We start from the raw sequence: 19,635 nt of genomic DNA on the forward strand, positions 1-19,635 counted from the left end.
GCCGCGCCGCCCGCAGACCCCGATGCGCTCGTGGCGCGCCGTCCGGCGCGCGGGCGGGCGCGGTTTTTTTCAACGCTGATTTTAGAAAGCCCATAACGAACATGGCCACCGTGACGCCTCGCGCGACCAATGAAAGCCTGCACCCGACGATCGGCGCCGCCCGGCTGACGCTCGGCAACCGTATCCTGTTCAGCTTCGGCGTGTTGTTCGTGCTGATGCTGGTGACGGCCGGCGTGTCCTACGAGCGCCTGCGTGCGATCAACACCGAGGCCGTCAGCATCGAACGCGATTCGCTGCCGGGCGTGTATCTGGCGGCGTCGCTGCGCGGGGCGGTCAACGAATCGTTCGCGATGTTGCAGCAGGCGACGTTCGTCGACACCGATCCCGAACTCGTGCAGCGCGATTTCGCGAAGATCGGCGAGACGCTCAAGGAGGTCGAGTCGTTGTCGGTCGACTATCAGAACACGACGTTCCGCGATGACGACCGCCAGCGCTTCGCGGCGTTTCGCGGCGCGTTCGACCGCTACCTGCCGCTGCTGAACGACGCGGTGCAGAAGAGCCGCGCGTCGCGCGAGGAGGCCGTCGCCGCTTATGCGAAGGTGCAGCCTGCGTGGGCCGAGGTCGTGCGCAACGCGAATATCCTGGTGCAGGAAAACCGCAAGTTCGCCGACCAGTCCGCGAAATTGATCCGCGAATCCGTGCAGGACACCGAGATCGTCCTGGCGACCGCGCTGGCGATCGTGCTGCTGTCCGCGCTGGGGCTGGGCTACGGGCTGTACCGTTCCGTCACCGTGCCGATGGCGCGGCTCGTCGAGGTGCACGACGTGATGCGCACCGGCAACCTGACGCGCCGCCTCGACCTGCGCCGCCGCGATGAGTTCGGCACGCTCGAGACGGGCTTCAACCGGATGGCCGACGAGCTGACCGAGCTGGTCGCGCGCGCGCAGCAGTCGTCGCTGCAGGTGACGACGTCGGTCGCCGAAATCGCGGCGACGTCGCGCGAGCAGCAGGCGACCGCGAACGAGACCGCGGCGACCACGACCGAGATCGGCGCGACCTCGCGCGAGATCTTCGCGACGTCGCGCGACCTGCTGCGCACGATGAACGAGGTGGCCGGCGTGGCCGAGCAGTCGGCGACGCTCGCCGGCGTGAGCCAGAGCGGCCTCACGCGGATGGGCGAGACGATGCGCAGCGTGATGGACGCGGCCGGTTCGGTGAACGCGAAGCTCGCGATCCTCAACGAGAAGGCGCTGAACATCAACCAGGTCGTCGCGACGATCACCAAGGTGGCCGACCAGACCAACCTGCTGTCGCTGAACGCGGCGATCGAGGCCGAGAAGGCCGGCGAATACGGCCGCGGCTTCGCGGTCGTCGCGACCGAGATCCGCCGCCTCGCCGACCAGACGGCGGTGGCGACGTACGACATCGAGCAGACGGTGAAGGAGATCCAGTCGGCCGTGTCGGCGGGCGTGATGGGGATGGACAAGTTCTCGGAGGAAGTGCGCCGCGGGATGCTCGACGTGCAGCAGGTCGGCGGCCAGCTGTCGCAGATCATCGCCGAGGTGCAGACGCTCGCGCCGCGCTTCCAGATGGTCAACGAAGGGATGCAGACCCAGGCGAACGGTGCCGAGCAGATCACGCAGGCGTTGTCGCAACTGTCGGAAGCCGCGCAGCAGACGGCCGAATCGCTGCGCCAGTCGTCGCAGGCGATCGACGACCTGACGCTCGTCGCGAACCAGTTGCGCACCAGCGTGTCGCGCTTCAAGGTCGACGCGTGACGCGCGCCGAGTCGCACGGCGGCGCGCACGCGCTGTTCCTGATGTTCGAGCTCGACGGCGAGCGCTATGCGCTCGACGCGGCCGACATCGACGAGGTGCTGCCGCTTGCGACCGCCAAGGCCGTGCCCGGCGCGCCCGAATGGATTGCCGGGCTACTGATGCGCGGCGGTCAGCCCGTGCCCGTGATCGACGTGCCGATGCTGGCGCTCGGGCGGCGCGCGCATGCGCTGCGGTCGACGCGGCTGGTGATGGCGCGCTATCGCGTCGGGCAGCCCGACCGCGATCGCGTGGTCGGCCTGATCGTCGAGCGCGCGACGCAGACGCTGCGGATCGACCGCACCGCGTTCCGCTCCAGCGGCGTGTCGACCGCGCGCACGCGCTGGCTCGGGCGCGTCGCGAACACGCCGGACGGGATCGTGCAGCAGGTCTCGGTGTCGGACCTGATCGACGACGTTGCGCGCCTGTATCTGTTCGACGGCCTGCCGGGCCACGGAGGGGAGTCCGCATGAAAGAACCCGATTCGCGATTTCGTGGCTGGCTGCTGCGCGAGACTGGCATCGACCCCGATTCGCTCGGCAACGATTTCCTGAGCCGCGCGCTGACGGAGCGCGTGCAGGCGCTGCAGGGCGACGGCGAGCGGCTGCCGTCGGCGGCGCGGCCGCCCGTCACGCCGGAAGCGCTCGACGCCTACTGGCAGCAGCTCAACGCGTCGGCCGACGAGCGGCGCGCGCTGATCGAACTGTTCGTCGTGCCGGAGACGTGGTTCTTCCGCGATCGCGAGGCGTTCGCCACGCTCGCGCGGCTCGCGGCCGAGCGGCTTGCCGCGATGCCCGGGCGCGTGATCCGCGTGCTGAGCGCGCCGTGCTCGACCGGCGAGGAACCGTATTCGGCGGCGATGGCGCTGCTCGACGCCGGGCTCGATCCGGCCAGCTTCACGATCGACGCGATCGACCTGAGCGCGCGCGCGATCGAACAGGCGCGGCTCGGCTGCTACGGGCGCAATGCGTTTCGCGGCACGGCGACCGAGTTTCGCGGCCGCTACTTCACGCCGGTCGCCGACGGCTGGCTGCTCGACGAACGCGTGCGCGCGTGCGTGCAGTTTCGCCAGGCGAACCTGGTCGAACCGGGCCCCGACACGGGCATCCGCTACGACTTCGTGTTCTGCCGCAACGTGCTGATCTATTTCGACCGCGACGCACAGGATCGCGTGATCGATTCGCTCGAAAACGCGCTCGCCGACGACGGGATGCTGTTCGTCGGTCCCGCCGAAACGGGCGTCGCGATGCGGCACGGGATGCGCTCGGCGCGCGTGCCGCTGGCGTTCGCGTTTCATCGCGTGCGCGGCGGCGCCGCGGCGGACGGCCAGGCGGCACCGATGCCCGCGATCGCGCCGTACCGTCGCGCCGAGTGTTTCACGGTGGCGCCGCCCGCCGCGACGCGCCCGCTGCTGGCCGTCGTGCCGCCGACGTGGAGCGATGCCGCGTCGTCGCGCGCCGCGTTCGCGCCGGCCGAGCGCCCGACGGCGCTCGAGCCGCGGGCCGACCTGCACGCCGACTCGCCGACCCGTGCGGCCAACGTGGCCGACACGCCCGCACCGGCGACACCGGTCGCCGGCAGCGCCGCACCGACGCTCGAGGAAGCACAGGCGCTGGCCAACGCGGGCGCGTTCGACGAGGCAGAGCGCGTGCTCGCGCAGTTCTCCGCGCACGCCGGGCCGCACGCCGACGCGTTCTACCTGAACGGGCTGATCGCGGATGCGCGCGGGCGCGTCGCGGAAGCGGGCGACTTCTACCGGAAGGCGCTGTATCTGCGGCCGACGCACCACGAAGCGCTGACGCATCTCGCGACCTTGCTCGACGTCGGCGGCGACGGCGCCGGCGCGCGATGGCTGCTCGAGCGTGCGCGGCGCTCGGCCGGATAACGGGAATACGGGTTGGGAGCCGATATCGGGATGACCGAGGAAAGAATGAACCGCGACGCCGTTGCCACTGACGACACGACGATCGGCGTCGACGATTGCTGGAACCGGATCGGCACGCACGGCGACCGCTCGTGCGAGCGGCTGGCCGACTGCCTGCGCTGCCTGAACTGTCCGGTCTACGCGTATCACGCGGCGAAGCTGCTCGAGCGCCCGCTCGGCGTCGCCGAGATGGCCGACGCCACGCAGCGGATCAGCGCGTTCGACGCGACCCACGCGCATGGCGACGACGATACGCGCCAGGCAGCGCTGGCATTTCGCGTCGCCGACGAATGGCTCGCGCTGCCGATCGGCGTGCTGCGCGAGATCGCCGGCACGCGTCCGATCCATTCGCTGCCGTATCGCCGTCATTCGGCCGTGCGCGGCGTGGTCAACATTCGCGGCACGCTGCGCATCGCGATCTCGATCGGCGCGCTGCTCGGCCTCGACGCGGGCAAGGGCGGCAACGGCGGCACGGACGGCCGTTTCACGCGGCTGCTGGTCGCCGCGCACCAGGGCGAGCCGGTCGTGTTTCCGGTCGACGAAGTCGAGGGCGTGTTGCGCTTCAGCGCATCCGAATGGGTGCCCGTGCCGGCGACGGTCGGGCGCGCGAGCGCCGGCCTGTCGCGCGGCGTGCTGTCGTGGCGCGGCAAGTCGGTGGGCCTGCTCGACGACGATCGGCTGTTCGACGCCGTGACACGGAGCATGCGATGAGCGGCGATGACGATCTGAGCCACCTGTCGCTGCTCGAGCTGTATCGCGAGGAGACGCGCACGCAGACCCAGGCGCTGTCCGAACGCCTGCTCGCGCTCGAATCGGGCGAGCCCGACTCCGTCGCGCTCGAGGCGTGCATGCGCGCCGCGCATTCGCTGAAGGGCGCCGCACGCATCGTCGGCGTGCCGCTCGGCGTCGACATCGCGGGGCGCATGGAAGAATGCTTCGTCGCCGCGCAGGCCGGCACGATCGCGCTGACGGCCACGCACGTCGACGTGCTGCTCGCCGGCGTCGACCTGCTGGTGCGCGTCGCCGATCCGCAGGCGCAGCCCGTGTCATCGACGGAGATCGAGGCGTTCGCGCTGGCGCTGACGGGTGCCGACGGCGCGCACGCGATGCCGGTCTCGGCCTCGGCCTTCGCGCCACCGCCGGCGCCGCCGTCCGTCGTGCCGCTTCGCGAGCACGACGGCGCCGCGAACGAATCCGTGGGGGCCGGCGCCGCGGTGCCGCCGCTCGCCGTGTCGGCGGCCGTGCCCGATCCGGTCCAGGCCGGCCGCGCGGCCGGCGCGGGCGCGATGCGCCGCGTGCGGGCCGATACGCTGAACCGGCTGCTGAGCCTGTCCGGCGAGTCGCTCGTCGAATCGCGCTGGCTCAAGCCGTTCGCGGAATCGATGCTGCGTGTGAAGCGTGCGCAGCGCGATGCGGCCCGTTCGCTCGATCTGTTGTACGAACAGTTTGCCGACGATCTCGACGCGGGCGTGCTCGCGTCGGTGAACGAAGTGCGGCACATGCTCAACGATCTGCAGCGCTCGCTCGCCGAGCGCATGGACGAATTCGACCGCTTCGAGCGGCGCAGCACGCACATCGCCGAGCAGCTGTACGACGAGGCGCTGCAGTGCCGGATGCGGCCGTTCGGCGACGCGACGCGCGCGTATCCGCGCATCGTCCGCGATCTCGCGCGCTCGCTCGGCAAGCAGGTGCGCTTCTCGATCGTCGGCGAAGGCACGCAGGTCGACCGCGACATCCTCGACCTGCTCGACGCGCCGCTCGGCCACTTGCTGCGCAACGCGATCGATCACGGCGTCGACGCGCCCGACGCGCGTCGCGCACGCGGCAAGCCGGCCGAGGCGAGCGTCACGCTGGAGGCGCGCCACAGCGCCGGCTCGCTGCTCGTCAGCGTGATCGACGACGGGCCGGGCGTGGACATGGACGCATTGCGCGCGGCGGTCGTGCGCCAGCGCCTGACCGACGACGAGACGGCCGCGCGGCTGTCCGATCCCGAACTGCTCGAATTCCTGCTGCTGCCGGGCTTCTCGATGCGCGACGCGGTGACCGACGTGTCGGGGCGCGGCGTCGGCCTCGACGCCGTGCAGGAAATGGTGCGCGGCGTGCGCGGCGCGGTGCGCATCTTCAACGAGCCCGGCGCGGGCATGCGCTTCGTCTTGCAGCTGCCGCTCACGTTGTCGGTGATCCGCAGCCTGCTGGTCGAGGTCGGCGGCGAGCCGTACGCGTTCCCGCTCGCGCACGTGCGCCGCACGCTTGAACTGTCGCACGACGACATCGACGTGCTCGAAGGGCAGCCGCATTTTCCGTTCGACGGCCGGCGCGCGGGCCTCGTCGGCGCGCATCAGCTGCTCGATGCGGGCGAACCCAACGTCGCGCGCGCGAGCACGGCGGTCGTGGTCGTCGGCGGCGAGCCCGAACTCTACGGTGTCGCCGTCGACCGCTTCCTCGGCGAACGGATGCTCGTCGTGCAGCCGCTCGACAGCCGCCTGAACAAGATCCAGAACATCGCGGCCGGTGCATTGCTCGAGAACGGCGACCCGGTGCTGATCGTCGATGTCGAAGACCTGATCCGCTCCGTCGACAAGCTCGTGCGCGGCGGACAGCTCGCGAAGCTCAAGCGCGATCCGCAGCTCGCGCTCGCCGACCAGCGCCGCCGCGTGCTCGTCGTCGACGATTCGCTGACGGTGCGCGAGCTCGAACGCAAGCTGCTGGAAAAGCGCGGCTACGACGTGACCGTGGCGGTCGACGGGATGGACGGCTGGAACGCGGTGCGCAGCGACGCGTTCGATTTGGTCGTCACCGACGTCGACATGCCGCGCATGGACGGGATCGAACTCGTCACGCTGATCAAGGGCGATCCGATGCTCAAGCGCGTGCCGGTGATGATCGTGTCGTACAAGGATCGCGACGAGGATCGCCGGCGCGGGCTCGACGCAGGCGCCGACTATTACCTCGCGAAGAGCAGTTTCCACGACGAGGCGCTGCTCGATGCGGTGCACGACCTGATCGGGGATGCACGCGGATGAACATCGGCATCGTCAACGATCTGCCGCTCGCGGTCGAGGCGCTGCGCCGCGTGATCGCGCTGCGCACCGATCATCGCGTGCTGTGGGTGGCGACCGACGGCGACGAGGCGGTGGATTTCTGCGTCGCGCATCCGCCCGACCTCGTGCTGATGGATCTCGTGATGCCGAAGCTCGACGGCGTGGCCGCGACGCGGCAGATCATGGCGCGCGCGCCGTGCGCGATCCTGGTCGTGACCGCGAGCGTCAGCGCGAACACGTCGTCGGTCTACGAGGCGATGGGCGCCGGTGCGCTCGACGCGGTCGACACGCCGACGCTCGCACTCGGCCTGCCGTCGGATGCGGGGCCGCAGCCGCTGCTCGCGAAGATCGACCAGATCGGCCGGCTGCTCGAAAGCCGAACCGTGACGCTCGTGCCGCCCGGGCCGTCGCTCACGCGCGGCCTGCCGACGCTGATCGCGATCGGCGCGTCGGCGGGCGGGCCGACCGCGCTCACCGCGCTGCTGCGCGCGCTGCCGGCGGATTTTCCGGCTGCGCTCGTGATCGTGCAGCACGTCGACCAGGCGTTCGCGGTCGGCATGGCGGAGTGGCTCGACGGTTATACGCGGCTGCCCGTGCGCGTCGCGCGGGAGGGCAGCGTGCCGCAGGCGGGCGAGGTGCTGCTCGCGGCGACCAACGATCACCTGTACATGTCGCCGCGCGGCGTGCTCGGCTATACGCGGCATCCGGCCGAGACGCCGTACCGGCCGTCGATCGACGTGTTCTTCAACAGCGTCGCCGACGGCTGGCAGGGCGATGCGCTCGGCGTGCTGCTGACCGGAATGGGGCGCGACGGGGCGCTGGGGCTGAAGGCGATGCGCGCGAAGGGTTGCTACACGATCGCGCAGGACGAGGCGACGAGCGCCGTCTACGGGATGCCGAAGGCGGCCGCGGCGATCGGCGCCGCGTCGGCGATCCTGCCGCTCGAGCGGATCGCGCCGCAACTGATCTCGCGCGTGACGCGCATGCCGCTCGACTGACGGCGCGCGGCCCCGGCGGGGCCGCGTTGCACGCGCCGCGCGGCGTCGCGTACAATTGCCGCCAGCGGAGATGGCATGCCTCCCTGCGGTCGATCCTGGCGCGTCGCGCGCGGTTCGGCCCTCAACCGCCGGTTGCCCGGCTGATGATGCCTGCGTGTTCCTGGGTCGTCAGGAGGTCGCAGGCCGTCCATGCGGTATTCTGCCGCCCAGGTTTTGATGTCCCGTCGAATCTGGAAATCATGTTTTTCTCGACTTCTGCCGATTTTTTCGCGACCGTGCGCTACGTGTGCCGCTGGCTCGCGCTTTCCGCCCTGCTCGGCGCGCTGGCCGGCACGGCTTCCGCGTTGTTCCTGATCGCGCTCGACTGGGCGACCGGCACGCGTGTCGCGCATCCGTGGCTGTTGTGGGGACTGCCGGCCGCCGGTTTCGCGACCGGCTGGGTCTATCACCGGTTCGGCCAGTCGGTCGCGCGCGGCAACAACCTGCTGATCGACGAAATTCACGACCCGAAGGCGCTCGTGCCGAAGCGGATGGCGCCGCTCGTGCTCGTCGCGACCGTCGTCACGCACCTGTTCGGCGGGTCGGCCGGCCGCGAAGGCACGGCCGTGCAGATGGGCGGCGCGCTCGCCGATCGTGTCACGCATCTGTTCCGGCTCGATCGCGAGCATCGGCGCGTGCTGCTGATGGGCGGCATCGCGGCCGGCTTCTCGTCGGTGTTCGGCACACCGCTCGCGGGCGCCGTGTTCGGGCTCGAGGTGCTCGCGATCGGCCGCGTTCGGTACGACGCGCTGCTGACCTGCGTCGCGTCGGCGATCGTTGCGGACGTCGTGTGCCGCGCGTGGGGCGTGCATCACACCGCTTATGCGATTCCGTTCGTGCCGGCCGTGTCGGCGACGGGGCTGGCCGCGACGGTCGTCGCGGGCGTTGCGTTCGGCGTCGTCGGCCGGCTGTTCGCGTTCGCGACGCATGCGCTGACCGCATGGTTCCGCCGCGTCGTGCGCTACGCGCCGCTGCAGCCGGTGCTCGGCGGCGCGCTGGTGGCGGTGGCCGCGACCGCGCTGAACGTGCCGCAGTATCTCGGGCTCGGGATTCCGACGATCGAGGCCGCGTTTCACGGGCCGCTGCCGGCTTACGATTTCGCGGGCAAGTTCGCGTTTACCGTCGTCACGCTCGCGTCGGGATTCAAGGGCGGCGAAGTGACGCCGCTGTTCTATATCGGCGCGACGCTCGGCAACGCGCTCGGCCAGGTGCTCGCGCTGCCGGTGCCGGTGCTCGCGGGGCTCGGCTTCGTCGCGGTGTTCGCGGGTGCGGCCAACACGCCGATCGCGTCGACGATCATGGCGATCGAACTGTTCGGCGCGGATGTCGGCGTCTATGCGATCGTCGCCTGCGTGGTCGCCTATCTGTTTTCCGGGCACGCGGGAATTTATCGATCGCAGCGGGTGGCGGTGGGGAAGGGGGCGCGGGTGGAGGCGGAGTGACGGCGGCGCGCGGGGCGGCCGACCGCGGTGTGTCGACGAAAGCCGGCTCCCGGTGATCGCGCGATCACCGGGAACGGGGGCGTCCGTTACGCCTTCGGCAGTTTCGCGACGTTGCGCGCGAGCAGTTCCTCGATGTCGATGCCTTTCTCCGCGAGCAAGGCCGTCACGACGCCGGTCAGCTCCCCGAGCGTTTCCTTGACCGACTCGCGGATCGTATCCACGACGACCTGGGTGCTGCGCTCGATCTCGATATTGACCTTGTCGTCGACGCCTTTGGCGTCGAAGGTGGTCGCGCGTCGCGTTTCGGGAATCAGCCAGACGTCGAACCAGCCTTCGTCGCGATCGACGTCCGACACGGTGAGGCTGCAGCCGTTGATCGCGATATAGCCCTTCGCGAACACATAACGTTTGAAATCGGCCGGCACGCCGATGCGGATCATCCGGTTGTGCTCGGACGATGCGATTTGCAGGATGGTCCCCATGAAGTCGACGTGACCGGACAGCGGATGCCCGCCGATTTCCGCGCCGTCCTTCGCGGCCCGTTCCACGTTGACGCGGGCGCCGGTCGTGAGGTCGGCCAGCGTGGTGATTCTCAGGCTCGGCAACATCACGTCGAAGTCGATCAGCAGCGGCGAGTGGATGGTCGTCACCGTCAGGCAGACGCCGTCGACCGAGACGCTCGCGCCGATCTCGATGTCGGTGGTGAACCGCTCGGGGAATTCGATGCTGAACGTTCTCAGTTCGCCGTGATCCTTGATGGCCTTGATGACGCCAACACCCTGAACAATGCCTGTAAACATGATCCGCCTTTCGTCGCAAATTGCCTGGCCGGTATGATAAGTGATCGCGGCGCGTGGCGTCGGGGCCGGACGCGCGGCGGCAGTTGCCGCACGTCCGGCCGCAACCGGGTTGCCATCAAGCCTCCGCCGGCTCCCCCCGCGGGCCGGCATCGCCGTTGACCGTGCGCCGCGGCGAATCGATCAGGCCCTTCGCCAGCTCCAGCGCCTGCCGCTCGAACAGCCGGCGATAAATCCCGCCGTCGATGCGGATCAGCGCGTCGTGGTTGCCTTCCTCGATCACCTTGCCGCGATCGAGCACGAGCAGCCGGTCGAGCGAGCGCACCGTCGACAGCCGGTGCGCGACGACGAGCGTCGTGCGGCCGACCATCAGCCGCTCCATCGCCTGCTGGATCAGCACTTCGCTTTCGCTGTCGAGGCTCGACGTCGCTTCGTCGAGGATCAGGATCGGCGCATCCGCGAGGAACGCGCGCGCGATCGCGACGCGCTGGCGTTCGCCGCCCGACAGCTTGATCCCGCGCTCGCCGACGAGCGTGTCATAGCCGTCCGGCAGCGCGGCGATGAAGTCGTGCGCGCTGGCGAGACGCGCGGCGCGCTCGATGTCCGCACGGCTCGCGTCGGGACGCGCATACGCGATGTTCTCCGCCAGCGTGCGGTGGAACAGCACGGGTTCCTGCTGGACGATCGCGATCTGGTTGCGCAGCGAATCCTGCCGCACCTGCGCGATATCCTGGCCGTCGATCGTGATGCGGCCGCCCGACACGTCGTACAGACGCTGGATCAGCTTGATGAACGTCGTCTTGCCCGACCCGGAATGGCCGACGAGGCCGACACGCTCGCCGGGCGCGATGCGCATCGAGAAGTCGTCGTACAGCGGCACCGGATGGTTGCCGTAGCGGAACGTCACGTGCTCGAAGCGGATCTCGCCTTGCCCGATCCGGATCGCCGGCGCGCCGGGACGATCGTCGATGCCGAGCGGCTGACGCTCGAGCGCGACGAGCTCTTCCATGTCGTTGACCGAACGCTGCAGGTTGCGGATATGCATGCCGACGTCGCGCAGGTAGCCCTGCAGCATGAAGAACATCGTCAGCGAAAACGCGATGTCGCCGACGCTCGCTTCGTCGTTCGCCCACAGCCGCAGCGCGACGCCGATCATCGCCGCCTGCATCGCGACGAGCATCGCACCCTGCAGCCCGCCGTTGAGCGTGCCGCGTACCCACGTGCGGCGCGTGCGCTGGCGCCATTTGCCGATCACGCGCGCGAGCCGCGCTTCCTCGCGCGTTTCCGCGCCGAACGCCTTGACGACCGCATTGCAGCTCACCGCGTCGGCGAGTGCGCCGCCCATGCGCGTGTCCCACATGTTGCCGAGCCGCGCGGCCGGCGCAACGATGCCGAGCGACACGGCGACCGTCACCGAGATGTACAGCAGCGAACCCACGCCGACGACGAGCCCCATGACAGGCCAGTGCGTGCCGAGCAGCACCGTCGCCCCGACGAGCATCGTGACCGACGGCAGCAGTGCGATCAGCACGGTGTCGTTCAACAGGTCGAGCGCCCAGATTCCGCGTGTGATCTTGCGCACGGTCGATCCCGCGAAGCTGTTCGCGTGCCAGTCGGTCGAGAACCGCTGCACGCGATGGAACGACGCGGCGGCGATCTCGCTCATCATCTTCAGCGTGAGCGTGATGATGTTCAGGTAGACGCCCTGCCGCAACAGCGTCGCGCCGATGCCGAGCGCGGCCAGCGTGCCGAACGCGACGATGGCCGAATGCCACGCGGCGGCGCGGTCGGTCAGGCCGGTCGACAGCGCATCGACGAGGCGCCCGGCGAACAGCGGCGTGAGCACGTCGGCAAGCGCGCCGAGCAGCGCCAGGGTTGTGATCGTCGCGATGCGCACCGGCTGCTTGCGCCAGTAGCGGAACGTGAAGCCGAAGACGGCCTGGAATGCCTGGCCGCCCAGATGGGTGGTTTTTCTGGTCATGTATCGTTGCCCGGCGCATCGCGCGACGGGACTTTCCGGTTCGGAGAACGTCGAAAACGCAACAGCCCGGCCGCGCGGATGACGCGGGCGAAACGAAACGGACTGTCGGGAAAATGCGCGGGCCGGCGAGTTAGCGGAGCACTCGGGAGCCGGCGCGGACGACGGGCTGGATCAGCCGCGCCGTGGGACCACGTTCGGGAAGGCTGCTGGCATTCGGAACATCTGCACCTCCCTGAAGTGAACGGTTGAAAGGACGCCGAAAAGACGTGAAGGGATTTTATCAGCACTGCCGGAGTCGCCGCAACGTCTGACGAATGCGGCGTTGCAGCGTCGATACGGTTAGTATTCGGGGTTTCGGCCCTTTTTCGTGCGGGTTCCGCGGTGCGGTGCCGCACGGGTCGGCGGGCCGCATCGATTACACTTTGCCGTTGCGCGCCGGCCGCCGAGGCCGCGCGGATTCACCCCGATACATTCCTGAGGAAACGATGAGCGACGTTCAGCAAGGCATCCTGGCTCCGATCGACACGGCGGCCCGATACCTCACTTTCACGATTTCGAACAACGGCAACGTGGCAGCGGCGCTGACGGCGTTGCGCGAGCTCGTTGACGGGCGCGACACGGTCGCGGGCTTCGGACACGCGCTGGCCGCACACCTCGGGCGTCCGGTCCCGGGCCTCACCGAATATCCGGCGTTCGCGGTGAACGATCGCACGCTGCCGATCACGCCGGCCGACATCTGGGTCTGGCTGCGCGGCGACGATCGCGGCGAGCTCGTGCTGCGTGCGCGGGCGATCGAGCGGGCGCTTGCGCCGGCGTTCGCGCTGCAGGACGCGGTCGACGGATTCCGCTATTCGAACGATCGCGACCTGTCGGGTTACGAGGACGGCACTGAGAACCCGACCGGCGACGACGCGCTGGCCGCGGCGATCGTCACGGGGCAGGGCGCGGGTCTCGACGGTTCGAGCTTCGTCGCGGTTCAGCAATGGCTGCACGACTTCGACCAGATGGAGCGCATTGCGTCCGGCGATATGGATCACATCGTCGGCCGCCGCCGCTCGGACAACGAGGAGCTCGACGACGCGCCCGAGTTCGCGCACGTGAAGCGCACCGCGCAGGAGAGCTTCGAGCCGGAGGCGTTCATGCTGCGCCGGTCGTCGCCGTGGTCCGACGCGCGTCGCGCGGGCCTCTACTTCGTCGCGTTCGGCTGTTCGTTCCGCGCGTTCGACGTGCAGATGCGCCGGATGAGCGGCGCGGACGACGGCATCGTCGACGGCCTGTTCCGTTTCACGCGACCGCTGACGGGCGCGTATTTCTGGTGCCCGCCGGTGAAGGACGGCAAGCTGGACCTGTCCGCGCTCGGACTCTGAACGCCGGACGACATCCGCAAACGGGCGGGTCGCGCATCGTGCGCGGCCCGCCCGTTTTGCTTGTTGCGTAGCGATCGTGTGCGGCGCGCTGCGCCGCCCGTCAGTTCAGCGTCGTTTCGATGCGCGTGCCGCGCTTGATGAACAGCGTCACCGGCGTTTTCTCGCAGATTTCCGCGAGCCGCTGGCGCTGCGCATCGTCGAGCGGGCCGTCGAGCGTCACGACGCGGCGCACGTATTGCTGTCCTTCGCGATCGGCGTGCAGTTCGGTGCGCACGTCGATGCGCACGGCCGGCCACGTCTTGCGCTGCATGTACATGCGCAGCGTCGCGGCCGTGCATTGCGCGAGGCCGGCCAGCACGAACTCGAACGGCGCCGGCCCGAGGCCCTGTCCGCCTTCGCGCGGCGCTTCGTCGCCGGTCAGCGCGTGCGTGCCGGCCTGCAGCTGGACGACGTAGTCGGGCGCGTCGGCGGCGAGGGTGGCGGCAGCATGGATGAGCGGCATGGCAAGACTCCGGTAAGCGGGGAAAGAGGCGGCCGCGACGATGCGCGGCGAGCGAGCCGTCAGCATACCGTCTCGACGAAAATCGCGGGCGCTGCGTGCGTCGACGCGGCTCGCCAGAGTCAGCCGGCGACGCCGGCGCTCCGGCGCACGAGCGTGGCGACGCGTTCGCGTACCCACTGGTGCGCGCGGTCGGTCTCGCGCGACTCGTGCCAGTACGCGAGCAGCGGAAACGGCTTGAGCCGCAGCGGCAGCGGCTGCACGGCGATCGGCAGCAGCGCCGCCATGCGCAGCGCATACGTGCGCGGCAGCGTCAGCAGCAGGTCGCCCGCCGCGGCGATCTGGCAGGCGGCGAAGTAATGCTGGCAAACGAGCTGGATGTGACGGAAGCGCCCGTCGTTGCCGAGCAGCACGTCGAGCGATTGCGGCTCGCCGAGCGGCGACACCGCGACATGCCGTGCGGCGAAATAGTCGCCGCGCCGCAGCGGACCGTCGGTCAACGGATGATCGTGCCGCATCGCGACGACGAGCGAATCGTCGAGCAGATGTTCGGTCGCGATGCGCGGGCCGGTCTGCACGCGTCGATCGACGACCAGGTCGAGATTGCCCGACGCGAGTTCGCGTTCGATGTCGTGCACTGCGATGCGGCGGCTCACGAATCGCAGGCCCGGCGCTTCGTCGGCGAACGCGGCGACGATCTGCGGCAGCGCGATCGATTCGAGCACGTCGCGAATGCCGACCGCGATGCTCAGGTCGAGCGTCGCCGGGTCGAATGCCGACGGGTCGCGCGCGGCGCGTTGCAGGCCGGCGAGGTGAAGCTGCACGTCCGCGATGATCGTGCGCGTGCGCTCGGTCGGCACGACGCGGTTGCCCTGGCGAACGAACAGCGGGTCGTCGAAATGCGCGCGCAGCCGGTTGAGCGCATGCGTGACGGCCGGCTGCGTCAGGTGCAGCGCACGGGCGGCCGCGCCGATGCCGCCGTGCACGTAGACGGCGTCGAGCACGCGGAACAGGTTCAGGTCGAGACGATGATCGGCGGGCACGGACGAAGTCGGCGTGGTGGACGGTGGGGCGATTCTAATGGATGCGCGAACAACGGCATGCGGGTGCGTGCGTTAGAGAGACGATCGATGCCGTTCGATGCGTGTCGATGATGATCGACCCGATATGCGAGCGTGCGCATCCGATGCGCGATGCGGATCGTGCGCACGATGCGAGCCTGCCCGTCGGCATGCGCATATCCGTGCGGTCGCACCAGCGTTCGGCGACAGCCTGTAGAAATCCGCCATCATACTGTCCCGGTCAGCCATTTCATGCCAAAGACACGACCCGTTCGGCTAAGATGCCGTCGCTTCATATTTCGAGATAGCCGTCCCTGTCGCACGAGTTCAAACCAAATATAAGCCTGACAGTTCGACGGTATTACAAGAAGTCGAAACAGTCCGGGGGCTTGGCAGTGGAAGCAGCAGATCAGAGGTGGGTCGTAATCTATTTGAGTACGGGGTTTTCCTTGGCGCAGGCCGCGCGCCTTGGCGAGGCCTTCAATCTGGCGAATCGCCTGCACGCGTTCAGTGCGGATTACCAGCTGAAGTACGTATCGGAAAGCGGGGGATTGCTGCAGTCGTCGTCGGGCGTGCAGATCGCCGCCGATCCGCTCGGTGACGAGCACGGCCATCGTGCGCTCGCGTTCTTTCATCTTCATGGTGACCGCGCGTCGGTCAACTGGAACGATGCATTGCGGCGTCGGCTCAGCGACATCCGCCGGCATGCGCGATGGATCGTCGACGCGATGGACCTGTCGACGCTCGCCGCGTCGCAGCGGCAGACGGATGGAAGTCACGCGCGAACCGATCGCGCGCGCCGGACGGCGGCCACGGTCGAACTGCAGGCCGGCGAGGCCGACGTGTTCTCGGCCGTGCTCGACATGTTTCGCGCCGATCTCGGCGACAGCGCCGCGCAGGAGATCGCCAGCAACCTGATGCGGCCGGTCGAGCAGCGCTATGCACAGTCGATGTGGGCGTTTCGCGAGCTGAGCGCGAGCCCGTCGATCAGGATGTCGGCGCAACGGCTGCGCGCGCAGAGCGCGAACCGCATTTCGATCGCGGAAGTCGCGCAGACGGCCGCGATGAGCGAGCGCAATTTCCTGCGGCGCTTCAAGAAGGAAATCGGCGTGACGCCGACCGAGTTCGTGCAGCACGTGCGGCTCGAGCGCGCATGCCACATGCTGATCCACACGACGCTGCCGGCCGACAAGGTCGCGCGGCGCACGGGCTTCGGCAGCGGCGAGCGTCTGGCGAAGCTGTTTCGCCAGCGCCTGCGGGTGTCGCCGACCGAATTTCGCGTCGCCGAGCGCGAGCGGATCCTGACGAACGGCGCCGGCGCGGCCGATCCGCAACTCGTGCCGCGGCCCGCGAAATCCGGGGGCGAGCGGGCGAGCCGGGGCGCGCGCGCCGATGCGCGGGAGAAAACGGGCCGGATAACCGTAAAATCACCGTGTCGCGATCACGATCCCCGGTTTCCATGCCCTTGCTCCCCACTACCGCCACAGCCCCCTTCTGCCCGTCGGAAGTAAAGGGCAGCATTACGATCGACGCCGGCGCGTCGCGCTGGATGAAGCTCAAGCGCTTCTTCGGCCCGGGCCTGCTGGTCGCGATCGGCTACATGGATCCCGGCAACTGGGCCACCGACATCCAGGCCGGCTCGCAGTTCGGCTATTCGCTGCTGTGGGTCGTCGCGTTCTCGAGCCTCGCCGCGATCTTCCTGCAGATGCTCGCCGCGCGGCTCGGCCTCGTCGCGGGCAAGGATCTCGCGCAGGCCAGCTACGACCGCTATGGCCGCCTGGGACGCATCGTGCAGTGGGTGACCGCCGAGGTGTCGATCATCGCGTGCGACATCGCCGAAGTGCTCGGCTGCGCGCTGGCGTTCAAGCTGTTGCTCGGCGTGCCGCTCGCGTGGGGGATCGTGCTCACCGCGCTCGACACCGTGATCGTCCTCGGGCTGCAGGGCAAGGGCGTCCGGCAGATCGAGGCGATCGTGCTCGGGTTGATCGCGACGATGGCGTTCTGCTTCGTCGCGCAGGTCGCGATCACGCCGCCCGACTGGCATGCGGTCGCTTCGGGGCTCGTGCCGGGCGATCCGGGCCATGACCGCAAGGACGCGATCGTGCTCGCGCTCGGCATCGTCGGCGCGACGATCATGCCGCACAACCTGTATCTGCATTCGTCGGTCGTGCAGACACGCCATGTCGTCGGCGGCGCGCGCGGCCTGATCCGCGACACGCTCGCGCTGGTGCGGATCGACACCTGCGTGTCGCTGTTCGTCGCGATGCTCGTCAATGCGGCGATCCTGGTCGTCGCGGGCGCGGCGTTCCATGCGACCGGCCAGCACGACGTGACCGACATCGAACAGGCGTACCGGCTGATCACGCCGATCGCGGGCGGTGCGGCCGCGCTGCTGTTCGGCATCGCGCTGCTCGCGTCGGGGCAAAGCTCGACGCTGACCGGCACGATCGCCGGCCAGGTGATCATGGACGGCTTCCTGCACACGAAGATTCCGTGCTACCAGCGCCGGCTGATCACGCGCGGGCTCGCGCTGGCGCCTGCGCTGATCGGCGTGCTGTGGCTCGGCGAGAACTCGGTCGGGCGACTGCTCGTCTGGAGCCAGGTGCTGCTGAGCCTGCAACTGCCGTTCGCGATGTGGCCGCTGATCCGGTCGGTCAGCGATCGCGACGTGATGGGCGAGCATGCGATCGGCCGCAGGATGCAGGTCGCCGCATGGACGCTGTTCGCCGTCATTACCGGCACTAACCTGCTGCTGATTACGGGTGTCGCGGGCTGATACAGCCTGTCACAGGCTGAAACAGGCGCGTGGCGCGCGTGCGTTAAACTGCGCGTTTTGTCAGCCGTTCGACGTCCGTTATGTGGAGTGAAATCAGCAACATCGGCGACGCCGCGCTGACCTTGCCGGTCGCGCTGACCTGCGCGGTCTGGCTCGCACTGTCCGACTGGCGGCTCGCGGTGCGCTGGATCGTGCTGCTCGCGGCCGGCATGAGCCTGGTCGGGGCGACCAAGATTCTCTATGCGGGCTGCGGTGTCGAGATCCCGCAGTTCGACTTCCGCGTGATCAGCGGCCATACGATGCTGTCGACGTCCGTGTGGACCGTCGCGCTGTCGATGCTGTGGCAGGCCTTCCGTGCGGGCAAGGTGCCGGGCGTGGCGGCGGGCCTCGCCGTCGGCGCAGTGACGGCCGTCGCGCGCGTGTTCGACCACTCGCACACGATTCCCGAAGTCGTCGTCGGCTGGCTGCTCGGCGCGCTGGTCGCGCTGGTGTTCCTGCGGACCTACGAACGGGCGCACAAGCGCTCGTTCTCACCGCGCATCGCGGCCGTCTGCCTGCTGCTCGTGTCCGGCATCGCGTACGGGAATCGCGCACCGTTCCAGCAGATGATCGATACGCATTCCCCGCAGTTCTGCGCATTCATGCGCACGTCCGGCAACGGGTTCTGACGGTCGTTTTTCCCGGGGCGTCGGTATCCCGGTGTCAGGTGATGTTGTTGCCCGCAGCGGCGGCCCCGCCGAGTCACATCCAATTCTTTCCTCGTCGTTACCAAAATCCGGCGTTGCGCGTTCATTGAATCGATATTCGCGGTGATCCGGCGCGCCGGACAGGCTCGTCCCGTCGCTCGGAGAGGCGAAGGTCATGAGCCGGGTCTATGACCGGGCATTACGAATATTCATTTCATCGATCGGCGGCAATCGCGTACGCTGGCGTTCGTTCGATCGTGGCCGGCAGCGGCGGCCCGCCCGATTTGTCCGACGCGGTGCGGTCGGCTCGCTATACTCGCGCAAACCGCGCGGCCGTCGGCCCGCGCACGGCAACCGCCGTCGCGGCACCGGTCCGCCACGACGATTCACGATAGGAGCAGGTCCCATGACAGTCGTTTCCCCGCGCCTCGCAGGCAAGTGCGCGTACATCACGGGCGCCGCCGGTGGCCTCGGCCGCGCGATCGCGCGCCGGATGGTCGAGCAGGGCGCGCGCGTGTTCCTGACCGACGTCGCCGACGCGCCGGTGCTCGACGCGTTCGCGCAGGAACTCAATGCGGGACACGCGGCGCCGGTCGCGTTTGCGGCCACGCAGGACGTGCGCGACGAGGCGCGCTGGCAGGCGCTGCTCGCGCAGGCGAACGAAGCGATGGGCGGGTTGTCGGTGCTCGTCAACAATGCCGGCGTCGGGTCGATCGGCGCGCCCGCGCAGATCGAGCTCGACGAATGGCGGCGCGTGATGGCGATCAACGTCGAGAGCATCGTGCTCGGCTGCAAGCACGCGCTGCCGTACCTGGGCGCGAGCCATCCGGCGTCGATCATCAACATCTCGTCGGTGGCCGCGTTCAAGGTCGAACCGGATTTCACCGCGTACAACGCGTCGAAGGCCGCGGTCGCGTCGCTGACGAAGTCGGTTGCGATCGACTGCGCGCGCCGCGAGCTCGACGTGCGCTGCAACTCGATTCACCCGGCGTTCATTCGCACGGGGATCGTCGAGCCGCTGTTCCAGTCGCTCGGCGAACGCGATGCGACGCGCAAGCTCGCACGCGGCATTCCGCTGCGCCGGCTCGGCGATCCGGACGACGTCGCGCATGCGGCCGTCTATCTCGCATCCGACGAAAGCCGCTTCGTAACGGCCGCCGAACTCGTGATCGACGGCGGCATGTGCGCGGTCTGACGCGCATCGACGACA

Annotated in this window: 16 protein-coding genes and 1 riboswitch; of the genes, 12 read left to right on the plus strand and 4 right to left on the minus strand. The window is 69.0% G+C overall.

The window, feature by feature from the left end:
* Positions 1-101: 101 nt before the first annotated feature.
* The 7 genes from HWX22_RS10600 (at position 102) to HWX22_RS10630 (ending at position 9,258) form a co-directional block, all read left to right on the plus strand.
* A complete protein-coding gene (locus tag HWX22_RS10600; RefSeq protein ID WP_175915591.1) occupies positions 102-1,778 on the plus strand; it encodes a methyl-accepting chemotaxis protein in 1,677 nt (558 codons plus the stop codon).
* Positions 1,775-2,287, plus strand: coding sequence for a chemotaxis protein CheW (locus HWX22_RS10605; RefSeq protein ID WP_175915592.1), 513 nt, complete (start codon positions 1,775-1,777; stop codon positions 2,285-2,287). Before HWX22_RS10600 ends, HWX22_RS10605 begins: the two co-directional genes overlap by 4 nt.
* Entirely contained in the window at positions 2,284-3,699 is a 1,416-nt protein-coding gene (locus HWX22_RS10610; RefSeq protein ID WP_175915593.1) for a CheR family methyltransferase, read from the plus strand. Before HWX22_RS10605 ends, HWX22_RS10610 begins: the two co-directional genes overlap by 4 nt.
* A gap of 45 nt (positions 3,700-3,744) precedes the next feature.
* On the plus strand, positions 3,745-4,449 hold the full coding sequence (locus tag HWX22_RS10615) for a chemotaxis protein CheW (protein ID WP_175915680.1): 705 nt from the start codon (positions 3,745-3,747) through the stop codon (positions 4,447-4,449).
* Positions 4,446-6,761 (plus strand): hybrid sensor histidine kinase/response regulator, encoded by a 2,316-nt coding sequence (locus HWX22_RS10620; protein WP_175915594.1) that lies wholly within the window; start codon positions 4,446-4,448, stop codon positions 6,759-6,761. The genes HWX22_RS10615 and HWX22_RS10620 overlap by 4 nt, the downstream gene beginning before the upstream one ends.
* Positions 6,758-7,777, plus strand: coding sequence for a chemotaxis response regulator protein-glutamate methylesterase (locus HWX22_RS10625; RefSeq protein ID WP_175915595.1), 1,020 nt, complete (start codon positions 6,758-6,760; stop codon positions 7,775-7,777). Before HWX22_RS10620 ends, HWX22_RS10625 begins: the two co-directional genes overlap by 4 nt.
* A gap of 57 nt (positions 7,778-7,834) precedes the next feature.
* Positions 7,835-7,937, plus strand: a riboswitch (Fluoride riboswitch).
* Between the two features lie 79 nt (positions 7,938-8,016).
* A complete protein-coding gene (locus tag HWX22_RS10630; RefSeq protein ID WP_175915596.1) occupies positions 8,017-9,258 on the plus strand; it encodes a voltage-gated chloride channel family protein in 1,242 nt (413 codons plus the stop codon).
* Positions 9,259-9,344: 86 nt separating this feature from the next.
* Here the strand turns inward: HWX22_RS10630 and HWX22_RS10635 are convergent, their stop codons facing one another.
* The gene (locus HWX22_RS10635; RefSeq protein WP_175906586.1) at positions 9,345-10,058 is read right to left on the minus strand and encodes a riboflavin synthase subunit alpha; all 714 of its coding nucleotides are present in this window, start codon (positions 10,056-10,058) and stop codon (positions 9,345-9,347) included.
* Positions 10,059-10,173: 115 nt separating this feature from the next.
* Complete coding sequence (locus HWX22_RS10640) at positions 10,174-12,036, minus strand: ABC transporter ATP-binding protein (RefSeq protein WP_175906584.1); 1,863 nt, start codon at positions 12,034-12,036, stop codon at positions 10,174-10,176.
* Positions 12,037-12,521: 485 nt separating this feature from the next.
* Here HWX22_RS10640 and HWX22_RS10645 point away from each other — a divergent pair, with 485 nt between their 5' ends.
* Positions 12,522-13,403 (plus strand): Dyp-type peroxidase, encoded by an 882-nt coding sequence (locus HWX22_RS10645; RefSeq protein ID WP_059531647.1) that lies wholly within the window; start codon positions 12,522-12,524, stop codon positions 13,401-13,403.
* Positions 13,404-13,503: 100 nt separating this feature from the next.
* On the opposite strand, the gene HWX22_RS10650 is transcribed toward HWX22_RS10645, so the two are convergent.
* Together HWX22_RS10650 and HWX22_RS10655 are read right to left on the minus strand one after the other, a co-directional pair.
* Entirely contained in the window at positions 13,504-13,905 is a 402-nt protein-coding gene (locus tag HWX22_RS10650; protein ID WP_059466564.1) for an OsmC family protein, read from the minus strand.
* Positions 13,906-14,024: 119 nt separating this feature from the next.
* The gene (locus HWX22_RS10655) at positions 14,025-14,945 is read right to left on the minus strand and encodes a LysR family transcriptional regulator (protein WP_059818729.1); all 921 of its coding nucleotides are present in this window, start codon (positions 14,943-14,945) and stop codon (positions 14,025-14,027) included.
* Positions 14,946-15,412: 467 nt separating this feature from the next.
* Between HWX22_RS10655 and HWX22_RS10660 the strand changes: the two genes are divergently transcribed.
* The 4 genes from HWX22_RS10660 to HWX22_RS10675 all read left to right on the plus strand — a co-directional run bounded on the left by HWX22_RS10660 (position 15,413) and on the right by HWX22_RS10675 (position 19,620).
* The gene (locus HWX22_RS10660; RefSeq protein WP_175906582.1) at positions 15,413-16,474 is read left to right on the plus strand and encodes a helix-turn-helix domain-containing protein; all 1,062 of its coding nucleotides are present in this window, start codon (positions 15,413-15,415) and stop codon (positions 16,472-16,474) included.
* Positions 16,423-17,739 (plus strand): Nramp family divalent metal transporter, encoded by a 1,317-nt coding sequence (locus HWX22_RS10665; RefSeq protein WP_175915597.1) that lies wholly within the window; start codon positions 16,423-16,425, stop codon positions 17,737-17,739. Before HWX22_RS10660 ends, HWX22_RS10665 begins: the two co-directional genes overlap by 52 nt.
* Positions 17,740-17,819: 80 nt before the next feature.
* Entirely contained in the window at positions 17,820-18,407 is a 588-nt protein-coding gene (locus HWX22_RS10670; RefSeq protein ID WP_175915598.1) for a phosphatase PAP2 family protein, read from the plus strand.
* A 424-nt stretch (positions 18,408-18,831) separates the two neighbouring features.
* The gene (locus HWX22_RS10675; protein ID WP_175915599.1) at positions 18,832-19,620 is read left to right on the plus strand and encodes an SDR family oxidoreductase; all 789 of its coding nucleotides are present in this window, start codon (positions 18,832-18,834) and stop codon (positions 19,618-19,620) included.
* The last annotated feature ends 15 nt before the right edge of the window (positions 19,621-19,635 follow it).

This window comes from Burkholderia sp. BCC1638, from assembly GCF_902833195.1.
Classification (GTDB): Bacteria; Pseudomonadota; Gammaproteobacteria; order Burkholderiales; family Burkholderiaceae; genus Burkholderia; species Burkholderia diffusa.

What these genes read in the sequence shown, in the direction of transcription:
- HWX22_RS10600 (WP_175915591.1), top strand. Translation starts at nt 102, where the DNA reads ATGGCCACCGTGACGCCTCGCGCGACCAATGAAAGCCTGCACCCGACG.
- HWX22_RS10610 (WP_175915593.1), top strand. Translation starts at nt 2,284, where the DNA reads ATGAAAGAACCCGATTCGCGATTTCGTGGCTGGCTGCTGCGCGAGACT.
- HWX22_RS10615 (WP_175915680.1), top strand. Translation starts at nt 3,745, where the DNA reads ATGAACCGCGACGCCGTTGCCACTGACGACACGACGATCGGCGTCGAC.
- HWX22_RS10620 (WP_175915594.1), top strand. Translation starts at nt 4,446, where the DNA reads ATGAGCGGCGATGACGATCTGAGCCACCTGTCGCTGCTCGAGCTGTAT.
- HWX22_RS10625 (WP_175915595.1), top strand. Translation starts at nt 6,758, where the DNA reads ATGAACATCGGCATCGTCAACGATCTGCCGCTCGCGGTCGAGGCGCTG.
- HWX22_RS10630 (WP_175915596.1), top strand. Translation starts at nt 8,017, where the DNA reads ATGTTTTTCTCGACTTCTGCCGATTTTTTCGCGACCGTGCGCTACGTG.
- HWX22_RS10635 (WP_175906586.1), bottom strand. Translation starts at nt 10,058, where the DNA reads ATGTTTACAGGCATTGTTCAGGGTGTTGGCGTCATCAAGGCCATCAAG.
- HWX22_RS10640 (WP_175906584.1), bottom strand. Translation starts at nt 12,036, where the DNA reads ATGACCAGAAAAACCACCCATCTGGGCGGCCAGGCATTCCAGGCCGTC.
- HWX22_RS10645 (WP_059531647.1), top strand. Translation starts at nt 12,522, where the DNA reads ATGAGCGACGTTCAGCAAGGCATCCTGGCTCCGATCGACACGGCGGCC.
- HWX22_RS10650 (WP_059466564.1), bottom strand. Translation starts at nt 13,905, where the DNA reads ATGCCGCTCATCCATGCTGCCGCCACCCTCGCCGCCGACGCGCCCGAC.
- HWX22_RS10665 (WP_175915597.1), top strand. Translation starts at nt 16,423, where the DNA reads ATGCCCTTGCTCCCCACTACCGCCACAGCCCCCTTCTGCCCGTCGGAA.
- HWX22_RS10670 (WP_175915598.1), top strand. Translation starts at nt 17,820, where the DNA reads ATGTGGAGTGAAATCAGCAACATCGGCGACGCCGCGCTGACCTTGCCG.
- HWX22_RS10675 (WP_175915599.1), top strand. Translation starts at nt 18,832, where the DNA reads ATGACAGTCGTTTCCCCGCGCCTCGCAGGCAAGTGCGCGTACATCACG.